The following is a 13,411-nucleotide window of genomic DNA, read 5'->3' as shown; positions in this document are numbered from 1 at the left end:
CTGAATTGACCCTGCACTCCCAACATGCCAAAGGCCCGCGAAAGCCTTTCATCTGGAGTAGCCTGATGACCGATCGCGTCGAAATCGCCGGATTGCGGATCGCCCGCGAACTTCATGACTTCGTTGTCAACGAGGCCGCTCCGGGCACCGGCATCGACCCGGACAAATTCTGGAACGGCTTTTCGGCCATCGTCCACGACCTCGCGCCGAAGAACCGGGCACTGCTGGCAAAGCGCGACGCTATCCAGGAAAAGCTCGATGACTGGTATCGCGCCAATGGCGCGCCGGTCGACATGGAAGCCTACAAAACCTTCCTGAAGGAGATCGGCTATCTCGTCCCCGAAGGCCCGGTCTTCTCGGTGACGACCGAAAAGGTTGATCCCGAGATCGCCGTCGTCGCCGGGCCGCAGCTTGTGGTGCCGGTGATGAATGCGCGCTATGCGCTCAACGCCGCCAATGCGCGCTGGGGCTCGCTCTATGATGCGCTTTACGGCACCGACGCGATTCCCGAGACGGACGGCGCCGGGAAGGGCAACGGATTCAACCCCGCGCGCGGTGCGAAAGTCGTCGCCTGGGCCAAGGACTTTCTCGACCAGTCGGTGCCGCTCACATCGGGCAAATGGGCCGGCGTCAACGGCCTTTCGCTGGCCAATGGCGCGCTGCGGCTCAGCGCCGGCGCCGGCTCGACCACGCTTGCCGATGTCAGGCAGTTCGTCGCTTATCGCGGCGATGCCGCCAACCCGCAAGCCGTGCTGCTGGTCAGCAACGGCCTGCATATCGAGATATTGATCGACCGCGATAACCAGATCGGCCGTACCGATCCGGCCGGCATCGCCGACATCATCCTGGAATCGGCGCTGACCACCATCCAGGACTGCGAGGATTCGGTCGCGGCGGTGGATGCGCAGGACAAGGTTGTCGTCTACCGCAACTGGCTTGGCCTGATGAAGGGCGACCTGGCCGAAGAGATCACCAAGGGCGGCCGGACTTTTGTCCGCAAGCTCAACCCCGATCGGTCCTACACCTCGCCAAATGGCGGCACGGTGACGCTGCCCGGCCGCTCGCTGATGCTGGTCAGGAATGTCGGCCACCTCATGACCAATCCGGCGATAACGGACCGAGACGGCAACGAGGTGCCGGAAGGCATCATGGACACCGCGCTGACCGCGCTGATCGCGCTGCACGATATCGGGCCGAACGGCCGCCGCGCCAATTCCCGCGCGGGCTCGATGTATGTCGTGAAGCCCAAGATGCATGGACCCGAGGAAGTCGCCTTCGCCGTCGAGATATTCGATCGCGTCGAGGCCTTGCTCGGCATGGCCAAAAATACCATCAAGATGGGCATCATGGACGAGGAGCGGCGCACCACCGTCAATCTCAAGGAGGCGATCCGCGCCGCCAGGGAGCGCGTCGTGTTCATCAACACCGGCTTCCTCGACCGCACCGGCGACGAGATCCACACCTCGATGGAAGCCGGCCCGATGATCCGCAAGGGCGACATGAAGCAGGCCGCGTGGATTTCCGCCTATGAGGCCTGGAATGTCGACACCGGGCTGGAATGCGGGCTTGCCGGCCATGCCCAGATCGGTAAGGGCATGTGGGCGATGCCCGATTTGATGGCGGCGATGCTCACCGAGAAGATCGCCCACCCCAAGGCCGGCGCCAACACCGCCTGGGTGCCTTCGCCCACGGCGGCGACGCTGCACGCCACCCATTATCACAAGGTCGATGTCCACGCCGTCCAGGCGGCGCTGAAGAGCCGGCCGAAGGCCAAGCTCGACGACATCCTGTCGGTGCCGATCGCGGTGCGGCCCAACTGGTCGCCGGCCGATATCCAGGCGGAGCTCGACAACAATGCGCAAGGCATTCTGGGCTATGTCGTGCGCTGGATCGACCAGGGCGTCGGCTGCTCGAAAGTGCCAGATATCAACGATGTCGGCCTGATGGAGGACCGCGCCACGCTGCGCATCTCCTCGCAACACATCGCCAACTGGCTGCATCATGGCGTCTGCACGGCCGACCAGGTAATGGAAACGATGAAGCGCATGGCTGATATCGTCGACCAGCAGAACCAAGGCGACCCGCTCTACCGGCCGATGGCCGCCGATTTCGACGGCTCCGTCGCCTTCCAGGCCGCCTGCGACCTCGTCTTCAAGGGCCGCATCCAGCCCAACGGCTACACCGAGCCGGTGCTGCACGCGCGGAGATTGGAACTGAAGGCGAAGGGAGCGGCCTGAACCGGAGATTTGGAGCCGCCGGCGTTCCGTTCCCCTCCTCTCGAGCGAGAGCGCGCTACGCCGCCTGTGCCACCCGCTCCGAACTCATCCGGTAGGAGATCGCTTCGGCCAAGTGAATGCGGCCGACGGTCTCGCTGGCGTCGAGATCGGCCAGTGTTCTCGCCACCTTCAGCACGCGGTGATAGGCCCGCGCCGAGAAGCCGAGCTTTTCGCTGGCGTCCTTGAGCAGCGACAGGCCCGATGCGTCGGGCATGGCGATCTCCTCGATGACCGCCGGCGCGCAATGCGCGTTTGTGGTGGCGCTGGTGACGCCGAGCCGTTCGAAGCGCTCGCGCTGGAGGGTGCGGGCACGCGCCACGCGCAGCGCCACGTCGGCGCTCTTCTCCGCCCGGTCGGGCCGGATCAGGTCGCTGGCCGAGACCGCCGGCACCTCGATCCTGAGATCGATGCGGTCGAGCAGCGGTCCCGAGATGCGCGCCTGGTAATCGGTGCGGCAGCGTTCGCCGCGCAGGCAGCGATAGCCGGGCTCGCCGGCCATGCCGCAGCGGCACGGGTTCATCGCCGCCACAAGCTGGATGCGCGCCGGATAGGTGACGCGGTGGTTGGCGCGCGCGATCATGCAGTCGCCGGTCTCAAGCGGCTGGCGCAACGCGTCGAGCGTCTGCGGCGTGAATTCGGGAAATTCGTCGAGGAACAGCACGCCGTGGTGCGCAAGCGACACTTCGCCCGGCCGCGCCCGGATGCCGCCGCCGACCATCGCCGCCATCGAGGCCGAATGGTGCGGCGCGCGGAACGGCCGCCGGTCGGTCAGCTTGCCTTCGCCGAGCTCGCCGGCGACGGAGGCGATCATCGACACTTCGAGCAATTCCTTCGGCGCCAGCGGCGGCAGGATGGACGGCAGCCGCTGCGCCAGCATCGATTTTCCCGATCCGGGCGGGCCGACCATCAGCAGGTTGTGTCCGCCGGCCGCCGCTACCTCCAGTGCCCGCTTGGCGGTTTCCTGGCCCTTGATGTCGGCAAGATCGGGCAGGTCGCGCGCTGCGGCATGGATGCCGGCCTCCGGCCGCGACAGCACCTGTGTGCCGCGGAAATGATTGGCGATGGCGATCAGGCTGCGCGGCGCAAGTATGTCAAAATCTTTGCCGGCCCAGGCGGCTTCCGGGCCGCAGGCGAAGGGGCAGATCAGGCCCTTGCCTTCAGAATTCGCCCCAATCGCCGCCGGCAGGGCGCCGGCGACGGCGGCGATGGTGCCGTCGAGCGATAGTTCGCCAAGCACGACATAGCCGGCCAGCATGTCGCCCGGAATGGCGCCAAGCGCCGCCATCAGGCCGAGCGCGATCGGCAAATCGTAGTGGCTGCCCTCCTTGGGCAGGTCGGCGGGCGCCAGGTTGACAGTGACTTTCTTGGACGGCATCGACAGGCCGGAAGCATGCAGTGCCGCCTGCACCCGTTCGCGGCTTTCGGCCACCGCCTTGTCGGCCAGCCCGACAATATGCATGTTGACCTTGCCGGGCGCGATCATCACCTGCACGTCGACCGGCACGGCCTCGATGCCCTGGAAAGCAACCGTGCGAACCCGCGCCACCATGTCTTGCCCCCGGATCTGGGCTTGCCCCAAGCCTTTTGCAATCAGGCCGCGAAGGGCCTGGCCCGGAGACAATCACAATTCCTCGGCTAAATCAAGAACATTACAGGAACATGCAATCGCTGAAGTTGCAGCGCGATTGTCTCCGGTTGCAAAAACGGAACATGGTTAATACGAAATGAAAACGGCTACTTCCGCTTGGCCTCCACCGCGTCCCAGAACAGGCTGGCGATGTCGGCGCCGCCGAAGCGTTTGACTTCGCGTACGCCGGTCGGCGAGGTCACGTTGATCTCGGTCATGTAGTCGCCGATGACGTCGATGCCGACGAGGATGAAGCCGCGTTCCCTCAGCGCCGGCCCGATGCGGGCGCAGATCTCGCGTTCGCGCTCGGTCAGCTCGGTCTTCTCGGCGCGGCCGCCGACATGCATGTTGGAGCGGGAATCGTGCTCGGCCGGCACCCGGTTGATGGCCCCGACCGGCTCGCCGTCGATCAGGATGATGCGCTTGTCGCCCTTGCGCACGTCCTTGAGGTAGCGCTGCACGATGTAGGGCTCACGGAACAACTGGCCGAACATTTCGAGCAGCGAGGCGAGGTTGCGGTCGGCCTCCAGCAGGTGGAAGATGCCCGCTCCGCCATTGCCGTAGAGCGGCTTGACGATGATGTCGCCGAATTCCTTGCGGAAGGCGGCGACCTCCTGGGGATCCTTGGTGATCAGCGTTTCCGGCATCAGGTCGGAAAACTCGGTGACGAAGATCTTTTCCGGGCTGTTGCGCACCCAGGCCGGGTCGTTGACCACCAGCGTCCTGGGGTGGATGCGCTCCAGTATGTGCGTGGTGGTGATGTAGTTCATGTCGAAGGGCGGATCCTGTCTCAGCAGGATCACGTCCATCTCCGACAGGTCGGTGCGCACCTTCTCCCCCAGCGAATAGTGGCTGCCCTTCTCGTCGCGTACCTGCATCTCCTCGATGCGGGCGAACACCTTGCCGTCGCGCAGCGACAGCCGGTCGGGCGTGTAGTGGTAGAGCTGATGGCCGCGCCGCTGCGCCTCCAGCGACAGCGCGAACGAAGTGTCTCCGGCGATCGACACGGTGGAGATGTGGTCCATCTGGACGGCGATTTTCAGCTTCATGGCAGGTCCCCAGCACGGTCGATGAGAGAGCGATATAGGGGTCCCGGCGCCTTCTGCCAATCGGGCCACGCCGCTAGCGGTCGAAGACCAGCCTGGAATAGCCGAGAAAGGACAGCCCCATGGCGGCCAGCGAAGCGAAAGCAAGGGCGGCCAATGGCGGGGTTGTCGGCAGGACGACAAGGATGGCGCAGTAGACCAGATAGTTGGCGATGCTGGTGGCGATGCCGACGCTGCCATAGCGCGCGCCTTCCCGCACCAAGCCGCGGCTCGACGGCGAGAAGGTCAGATGCCGGTTTGTCTGCCAGGTGACACAGAGTGCAAAGCCGATGGACAGCATGCGGGCGCTGAAAGGGCCGAGCGGCGTGACCGCAAGCAGCAACCAGAGGGCGGCCGCGTCGGCGACGAAGCCGATGCCGCCGGCAAAGACGAAGCGGACGAGACGGCTCACCGCTTCATGCGGCGCGAGGCGTCTTGCCTGGGCCGGCCTTCGCGGCAGTCGGCTCGTTGGCGCGCTCGCGCCGCTCTATGCGGCCCGAAGGCATCGACAGGTAGAAGATGCGCTTCTGTTCGGCGCGGCCGCGCGACACCGAGTCGAGGATCACCCCAGTCACACCAGCCAGCATCGAGAGCAAGAGCAGGCCGACCGACAGCACCCATGTCGGCATGCGCGGCACCAGCCCGGTCTCGGCGAATTCGACCAGCACAGGCGCCATCAGGAACAGGCTCGACACCAGGAAGACCAGGGCGAAGGCGCCGAAGAAACGTAGCGGTTGCGTTTCCTTCATCAGCATGGCGAACATCCACAGGATCCTGGCGCCGTCGCGAAAGGTCGAAAGCTTCGATGACGAGCCGTCCGGCCGCTTGCCGTAATCGAGCGCGATCTCGCTGACGGGCAATTTGAGCTGCGAAGCATGAACCGACATTTCGGTCTCGATCTCGAAGCCGCCGGAGACGGCCGGGAAGCTCTTGACGAAGCGCCGGGTGAAGACGCGGTAGCCCGAGAAGATGTCGGTGAAATCGCTGCCGAACAGCCCTTTATAGAGGCTGTTGAAGACGCGGTTGCCGAAGGCATGGCCGGTCCTGCCGGCATCGTCGGTGACGCCGCGCCGGGTGCCCACCGCCATGTCGGAGCGCTCGGTCAGAAGCGTGTTGATCAATTGCGGCGCGTCTTCCGGCGCATAGGTGCCGTCGCCGTCGGCCATCAGGTAAATGTCGGCGTCGATGTCGGCGAACATGCGCCGCACCACATTGCCCTTGCCCTGGCGCGGTTCGCGCACCACGATGGCGCCGGCCGCGCGGGCCCTGAGCGCGGTCAGGTCGCGCGAATTGTTGTCGTAGACATAGATCGTCGCCAAAGGCAGCGTCTCGCGGAAGCGCCGCACCACCTCGGCGATCGTCAATTCCTCGTTGTAGCAAGGCAGCAGCACGGCGATGGCGGGTTCGTAGCGAAGCTCTTGCGGCATTTTCCTCTCCGGGTGCCTCGCCGCCACGCGCGGTTCGCGCCGAAAGTCAGGCGCATTCAGGCGGTTTTACTATTTATTGAAGCCGTTAAGGCTAGGTTTAAGGCCGACTTTACGAGTGTCGATTGGCCGAAAAAGCCCGGCATTCCTGCCAGAGGCGATGGGGATGAGCACAGCCAGCAACGGCGCTTCCACCTGGAAGGCCGACATAGCGTTTGCGTTGCTTGCCGCCTTGCTGCTGCTGGCGCTCGATCTCTATGCCGGATTCCCGCAACTGGCCAACCCGGCCGGCGACAATGACAGCCTGCTGCAACTGGTGGAGGTTCGCGACCTCCTGGCCGGCCAGGGCTGGTTCGACCTGCACCAGTACAGGATGGGGCTGGAGGGTGGCTTCGTCATGCACTGGTCGCGGCTGCTCGACGCGCCGCTGGCGCTCGGCATGCTTGCCCTGTCGGCCCTGACGGGCAGTGCCGCTTTGGGCGAGCAGGTCGTGCAGGTGCTTTGGCCTCTCCTGCAATTCTGGCTCGCGCTGTTCTCCATCATGCGCGCCGCGCGCGCTTTCGCCGGCGAGCACGCGGTCCTGCCCGCTGCGGTGGTCGGCGGAGCGGCCTTGTATTATCTCGGAATCTTCTCGCCCGGCGCACTCGATCACCACAATGTCCAGCTGATGCTGACCTTGGCCGGCCTGGCTTTGCTGCTCGAAGCACCTCGCCACCGGCCCGCCGCCCTGTTTGCCGGCGCGTGCGCCACGCTGGCATTGGCGATCGGCATGGAAAGCGCCCCCTATGCTGGAACCCTGGGCGCCATCGTCGCCCTGCTGTTCCTCGTCAGCGGTGGCGGCGAAAGGCTGATCGCCAGGGATTTTGGCTTGGGCGTCACCGCCGTCTCGGCCCTTGTTTTCATCACCACCATACCGGCGTCGGCATGGGGACAGACCCAGTGCGACACCTTCTCGACCGTGCAGTTCGTGGTTGCCGCGCTTGCCGGCGCCGGCCTTGCGGTCATTGCCTCATGGGGCGCCGCCAATGCGACGTACGGCCGTCGCCTGGTCTCGCTCGGCCTGCTGGCGTTCGTGCTTGTCCTTGTCGTGATGTTTCTGTTCCCGCAATGCCTGGCTGCCCCGTATGCCGGCCTCGACCCGCGCCTCCAGCAGATGTGGCTCGGTCATATCGACGAAGCGCAGTCGATATTCCAGCTCGTCGCGGCTGATCCGGCCAGAGCGGTGGCGCGCTTCGCGACGCCGCTGGTGGCGATCGTCCTGATGGCGCTGCGTCTCGGCAAGGGCGGCTGGCGGCGGCAGGACAGTCTCGTCGGCGCGCTGCTGGTGGTGGCTTTCCTGGTCAGCGCCTGGGAGGTCCGCGGCTCGACCTTCTCCATCGCCTTCGCGGTGATCCCGCTTTGCGCCTGGATTGCCAAATGGCGGCAGCGCGCCGAAAACAGTCCGTCCGGTGGCTCCGTGCTCCGTATGGCCGCAGCCTGGCTGATCTCGGTCAATGCGGTTTGGTCCAGCGCTGCCGAGGCGGCATCGAGCGCCTTCCAGACCGGTGCGGCCGTCACCGACGCCGGCATCGATGCACCTTGCAACAGCAAGGCCTCGTTCGCCGCGCTCGCCCGCATGCCTCACACCACGGTGCTGGCCATCTCCAATCTCGGCTCGCCGATCCTGGCCTTTACCGGTCATCGCGCGCTCGCTGGGCCCTACCACCGCAACGTCGCCGGAAACCTGCTCGTATTCGATGCCTTGCTGGGCTCGGCCACTGACGCGAAAGCCGTCGTGGCAAACCATCGCGTCGGGATTGTCGCGCTCTGCCGCGGCAATCCCGAAACCAGGCTTCTCGCAACCAAGGCGCCTGACGGCTTTCTGGCCGGGTTGATGCATGGCAGCGTGCCGGATTGGCTGGAACCGGTGGCGGAGACCCAGGGCGCGCCGCTGGAGCTCTATCGCGTTCGCCCCGCCGGCTGAGAATCCGCGTGAGCGACGACGCCGTTGAGCCCGGACGGCTTTGCGGAGGGCAACGCACTCCAGCGGCGAAAAATCGATTTTTCCGATACGTTTCCTAAAGGGTTTGCTGCCAGTCTCGGAAATAAATTCCGACTTCGAGAAACAGGGACACCGATGCAAACTTCGTTTGGCACCGGTCAGGCAAACAGGGAGAGCACGGATCTGGCATTCACCGATCCGTTGACCGGGCTTGGCAACCATCGCCGCTTCTTCGACAAGGTCGATCGCCTGATCAGCGACCGTGCCGACGATCCCGCGCCCTTCACCGTCGGCATTCTCGACCTTGATGGCTTCAAGCCGATCAACGATCTGTTCGGCCACAAAGCCGGCGACGACATCCTGATCCAGGTGGCGATGCGGCTGCGCGCCTCGATGGACGGTCATTCCACCGTCTGCCGCATCGGCGCCGACGAATTCGCCTTCCTCTACCCGCTGGTGTTCAGCGAGGAGGCGGCCGCCGAAAAGTCGCGCATGCTGATCGAAATCCTGTCGGCCCCGTATGATGTCGGCGAACGCACGGCGAGGCTGTCGGCCTCCGTCGGCTGTTCGCTGTTCTATTCCGGCGACGAGACCACCGAGATCCTCATCAACAAGGCCGAAACGGCGCTTTACCATGCCAAGCGGTCCGGCCGCGGGCGGGTCGTCGTCTACACACGCGAAATGGAAGAGGCGGCCAAGCGCGTCACCCGCATCGAGCAGGCGCTGCGCCGCGCCGTCTCGGCCGGCGAGGTGGAGCCGCATTTCCAGCCGATCGTCGACCTCACCACGCGCCGCACCATCGGCTTCGAAACGCTGGCGCGCTGGACCGACCGCGATCTCGGCTCGGTGCCGCCGACCGTCTTCATTCCGATCGCCGAGGAGCGCGGCATCATCGGCCCGCTGTCGCAGCTGGTGCTGCGCAAGGCGACCGAGGCGGCGAGAAGCTGGCCGAAGGACCTGTTCCTGTCGTTCAACCTGTCGCCCTCGCAGCTCGTCGACCAGAACACCGGCCTGCACATATTGGCGATCCTCGATCGCACCGGCTTCGATCCGCGCCGGCTGGAGATCGAGATTACCGAGACCGGCCTGATGAACGATCCGGCCTCGGCCGCGCAGATCGTCGAGGACCTGCGCCGCGTCGGCATCCGCGTCTCGCTTGACGATTTCGGCACCGGCCAGTCCTCGCTCGGGCGGCTGCGCGAATTCCATTTCGACAAGTTGAAGATCGACCGCGCTTTCGTCTCCTCCATTCTCGATGACCGCCCGTCGGAGCACATCATCCGCGCCATTCTCGCAATGTGCGAAGGGCTCGGCATGGATGTCGTCGCCGAAGGCATCGAGGAAGAGGCGCAGGCCGACCGGCTCGTCCAGTTCGGCTGCGCCGGTGGGCAGGGCTATCTGTTCGGTAAGCCGGCCGATGCCGACGCCACGCTCGGCTATCTCCGCGATTCCTTCCGCGGCGCCTTGCGCGCCAAGGCGATCTGAGCGGACGATTGACCGGTCCTCGATCGAGGACCGGCCGTGCCTGCGCGCGACCTCCAGGCTTTTTGTCAGACATAAGCCGGAAAATCCGTCTTTTCGCCCTTGCCCGCCGGACCGGTCTGGCTAGGATGCGCGCCGGTCAACCCGGGAGACGAAAACCATGATGCCATCGGCACGTTTTGCCGACCTCGAAAGCGCTTCGGTGCTGATCACCGGCGGCGGCTCCGGCATCGGCGCGGCATTGACCGAGGGTTTCATGCGCCAGGGCGCCAAGGTCGCCTTCGTCGACATCGCCGACAAGCCCAGCACCGCGCTTGCCGACCGCATCGAGAAAGAGCTCGGCCGCCGGCCGCTCTACCTCAAGTCCGATCTGCGCGACATCGAAGCGCTCCGGGCGTCTGCCGCGAAGGCGGCCGAAGCGCATGGCGACGTCACCGTGCTGGTCAACAATGCCGCCTGGGACGAACGCCACGCCGTCGAAGACGTGACGGTGGAGTTTTGGGACAACAACCAGGCGATCAACCTCAGACCGCATTTCTTCACCGCGCAGGCGGTGGCGCCGGGCATGAAGCGGGCCGGCGGCGGCTCGATCATCAATTTCACCTCGACCTCCTACCTGATCAACCACCCCGACATGCCGGCCTACACCGCCGCCAAGGCGGGCATACTCGGCCTCACCAAGGGTTTGGCCGGCAAGCTCGGGCCCGACCGTATCCGCGTCAACGCCGTCGCGCCCGGCTGGGTCATCACGGAACGGCAGCAGGAACGCTGGGTGACGGAGCAGGCGCTTGCCTCTCATGTCGCCAAGCAGTGCATCAAGGACGTCATGCGGCCGGACGATTTGGTCGGCACCGTGCTGTTCCTGGCCTCGGACGCCTCGCGCATGCTGACCGCGCAAATGCTGATCGTCGACGGAGGTTTCCTGTGAGCCCCGGGTTTGCCGGCCCCCGATTTGTCGGCGATGTGCCGGCGGTCGCGGCGCTCGATTGGGGCACGACCCGGCTTCGTGCCTGGCTGATCGACGGCGGCGGCAAGGTGCTTGCCGAGCGTCGCGGCGACGACGGACTGATCACCGCGCGCGAGAAGGGCTTTTCCCGGGTTCTCGAGGGTCATCTCGCCGCCATGGGCGCGCCGGAAACGCTGCCCGTCATCATCTGCGGCATGGCAGGCTCGCGCCAGGGCTGGCTCGAAGCGCCCTATGTCACCGTGCCGGCGCCGATCGGCGCCATCCTGGCCGGCGCGGCCCGCATCCCGGGGGAGAGCCGCGACATTCGTATCGTGCCCGGCCTTGCCCAACGCCTGGCCGATGCGCCAGACGTCATGCGCGGCGAGGAGACGCAGCTTGCCGGCGCCGGTTTGCCGGCAAAGGGGCGTGAAATCGTCTGCATGCCGGGCACCCATTCGAAATGGGTTCTGGTCAAGGACGGCGCCGTTGCCGGCTTCGGCACATGGCCGACCGGCGAGCTGTTCTCGGTGCTGGCCGCGCATTCGATCCTGCGCCATTCGCTCGGCGAGCATCCCGAGCCGGTCGATCCGGAGAACCTTTTCTTCCGCCGCTGGTGTGATGCGGCGTTGAACGAAGGTGGCGACGTCACCGCAAAACTCTTCTCGATCCGCGCCGCCGGTCTGCTCCAGGACATGAAGGCCGACGATGCCGCGGCCTGCCTGTCGGGCCTGCTGATCGGCGGCGAGATCGCCTCGGCGAGGCGCCGCCAGGCTGCGGGCGCCATATCGGTGGTGCTGATTGCCTCGGGCGCGCTCGCGGCGCTTTATCGGCAGGCGCTTGGCCTTGCCGGGCTTGGCGTGCGGACCGTCGACGCGGACGAGGCGGTGCGTGTCGGCCTGGTCGAGGCGGCGCGCGAAAACGGCATGATCGCCAGAACCGGAGTTGCCCGATGAGCCAGACCGCAGCCTTCCCGAAGCTCAAGCGCGGGCTCGTCGCCATCCTGCGCGGCCTCAAGCCTGCCGAGGCGGTGGCTATCGGCCAGGCGATCTTCGATGCCGGCATCGAGGCGATCGAGGTGCCGCTCAATTCACCCGATCCGTTCGTGTCCATCGCCGCCATCGTCAAGGCGCTGCCGCCGGCCGCGCTGGTCGGTGCCGGCACGGTGCTGACGCCGGCCGATGTCGATGGCCTGCACGAAGCCGGCGGCCGGCTGCTGGTCAGTCCCAACATCGATGCCGAGGTGATGGAACGCGCCATGCAATACGGCATGGTCACCATGCCCGGCGTGTTCACGCCCACGGAGGCCTTCCTGGCGATCCGGCTCGGCGCCTCGGCGCTGAAATTCTTCCCGGCCAGCGTGCTCGGCGCGTCGGGCATTTCCGCCATCCGCGCGGTGCTGCCGGCTTCGACATTGGTCGGCGCGGTCGGCGGCGTCTCGGAGAAGGACTTTGCCGGCTACAAGGCCGCCGGCGTCACGGTCTTCGGCCTCGGCTCCAGCCTGTTCAAGCCGGGCATGAGCGTCGACGACGTGGCCGCGCGGGCCCAGGCGGCGGTGACGGCCTGGAACGCGGTGTTCGGCGGAGACGCAGGATGAGCGAAGCGATCGTTTCGGTTTTTTCCGACCATGTCTGCCAGCTCGGCGAGGGGCCGAGTTACGACCCCGCCACCGACACGCTCTACTGGTTCGACATCGTCAAGGGCCATCTCCTGGAAAAGCGCCTGTCCGGCGGCGCGACCCAGGTGCACGAGCTTGGCCGGATGGCCAGCGCTATCGCCATCATCGACGACAAGCGCCAGCTGATCGCCACCGAAACCGGGCTTTTTGTCCGCGACGTCGCCACCGGCAGGATGACGCTGCACACACCTGTCGAGGCCGACAATCCGGTCACCCGTTCCAACGATTCCCGCGTTCATCCCTGCGGCGCCCTGTGGACCGGCACGATGGGCAAAAGCGAGGAGAAGCGCGCCGGCGCGATCTACTGGTTCTTCAAGGGCGAATTGCGCAAGCTGTTCTCCGAAATCACCGTGTCGAACTCGATCTGTTTTTCCGCGGACGGGGCGCTCGCTTATTACACCGACACCTCGACCGGCCTGTTGATGCGCGTCGCTTGTGATCCGGCGACCGGCCTGCCGGCGGGCGAGCCGAAAGTGTTCGTTGATCACCGGTCGGCCAAGGGCTTCGTCGACGGCTCCGTGCTCGACCGCGACGGCATCCTGTGGAATGCCGTCTGGGGCGGCAAGGTGGTCAAGGGCTACGCCCCGGACGGCAAGCTGGTGCGCACGATCGCCATGCCGGTGACGCAGCCTTCCTGCCCGGCCTTTGTCGGCAAGAACGCCAGCCGGCTGGCGGTTACATCGGCCTGGCACGGCAAGGACGACAAGCAGCGTCAGCTCGACCCGCAGGCCGGCATGACCTTCCTCCTCGACATCGAGGTCAATGGCCGGTTCGAGCCCCGCGTGCTGATCGCCTAGGGCACCTGATGCCGGCCTTTTCGGCTCGGCCTGACGCGAGTCTCGGTACCCCGATGCACCGGGTCTGACGGGATCATTCGGCCGGCTGTCACGCAGGCGTCCGGCCCGCGTCGGTTTC

General features: G+C 65.9%; 11 protein-coding genes. 7 read left to right on the top strand and 4 right to left on the bottom strand.

The genetic code is table 11. The features are described from left to right. The first annotated feature begins 65 nt into the window (after positions 1-65). Positions 66-2,237, top strand: coding sequence for a malate synthase G (locus FJ443_RS01650; protein ID WP_140662526.1), 2,172 nt, complete (start codon positions 66-68; stop codon positions 2,235-2,237). 55 nt (positions 2,238-2,292) lie between these two features. Here the strand turns inward: FJ443_RS01650 and FJ443_RS01645 are convergent, their stop codons facing one another. The 4 genes from FJ443_RS01645 to FJ443_RS01630 form a co-directional block, all read right to left on the bottom strand. Then, complete coding sequence (locus FJ443_RS01645; protein WP_140514180.1) at positions 2,293-3,825, bottom strand: YifB family Mg chelatase-like AAA ATPase; 1,533 nt, start codon at positions 3,823-3,825, stop codon at positions 2,293-2,295. Positions 3,826-4,010: 185 nt separating this feature from the next. Beyond that, a complete protein-coding gene (gene gshB, locus FJ443_RS01640) occupies positions 4,011-4,952 on the bottom strand; it encodes a glutathione synthase (protein ID WP_140514181.1) in 942 nt (313 codons plus the stop codon). Positions 4,953-5,025: 73 nt separating this feature from the next. Continuing rightward, entirely contained in the window at positions 5,026-5,400 is a 375-nt protein-coding gene (locus tag FJ443_RS01635) for a GtrA family protein (RefSeq protein ID WP_140563764.1), read from the bottom strand. A gap of 4 nt (positions 5,401-5,404) precedes the next feature. After that, positions 5,405-6,415, bottom strand: coding sequence for a glycosyltransferase (locus FJ443_RS01630; RefSeq protein WP_140628518.1), 1,011 nt, complete (start codon positions 6,413-6,415; stop codon positions 5,405-5,407). 163 nt (positions 6,416-6,578) lie between these two features. Here FJ443_RS01630 and FJ443_RS01625 point away from each other — a divergent pair, with 163 nt between their 5' ends. The 6 genes from FJ443_RS01625 (at position 6,579) to FJ443_RS01600 (ending at position 13,293) form a co-directional block, all read left to right on the top strand. Further along, positions 6,579-8,375 carry a GtrA family protein gene (locus FJ443_RS01625; protein WP_140628520.1) on the top strand — a complete coding sequence of 599 codons (1,797 nt, stop codon included), beginning with the start codon at positions 6,579-6,581 and terminating at the stop codon, positions 8,373-8,375. A gap of 153 nt (positions 8,376-8,528) precedes the next feature. Then, positions 8,529-9,878, top strand: a complete 1,350-nt coding sequence (locus FJ443_RS01620; RefSeq protein ID WP_140491655.1) for an EAL domain-containing protein — start codon at positions 8,529-8,531, stop codon at positions 9,876-9,878. Between the two features lie 157 nt (positions 9,879-10,035). Beyond that, positions 10,036-10,803, top strand: coding sequence for an SDR family oxidoreductase (locus tag FJ443_RS01615; RefSeq protein WP_140662524.1), 768 nt, complete (start codon positions 10,036-10,038; stop codon positions 10,801-10,803). Then, positions 10,800-11,774, top strand: a complete 975-nt coding sequence (locus tag FJ443_RS01610) for a 2-dehydro-3-deoxygalactonokinase (protein WP_140662522.1) — start codon at positions 10,800-10,802, stop codon at positions 11,772-11,774. The genes FJ443_RS01615 and FJ443_RS01610 overlap by 4 nt, the downstream gene beginning before the upstream one ends. Further along, on the top strand, positions 11,771-12,415 hold the full coding sequence (locus tag FJ443_RS01605; RefSeq protein WP_140662520.1) for a 2-dehydro-3-deoxy-6-phosphogalactonate aldolase: 645 nt from the start codon (positions 11,771-11,773) through the stop codon (positions 12,413-12,415). The genes FJ443_RS01610 and FJ443_RS01605 overlap by 4 nt, the downstream gene beginning before the upstream one ends. Then, entirely contained in the window at positions 12,412-13,293 is an 882-nt protein-coding gene (locus FJ443_RS01600; protein ID WP_140662518.1) for an SMP-30/gluconolactonase/LRE family protein, read from the top strand. Before FJ443_RS01605 ends, FJ443_RS01600 begins: the two co-directional genes overlap by 4 nt. Positions 13,294-13,411: the final 118 nt, after the last annotated feature.

Source organism: Mesorhizobium sp. B2-6-1 (assembly GCF_006440475.1).
GTDB lineage: Bacteria > Pseudomonadota > Alphaproteobacteria > Rhizobiales > Rhizobiaceae > Mesorhizobium.
The sequence above is the reverse complement of the archived record's forward strand: the minus strand, read 5'-3'. Positions and strand labels throughout refer to the sequence as shown.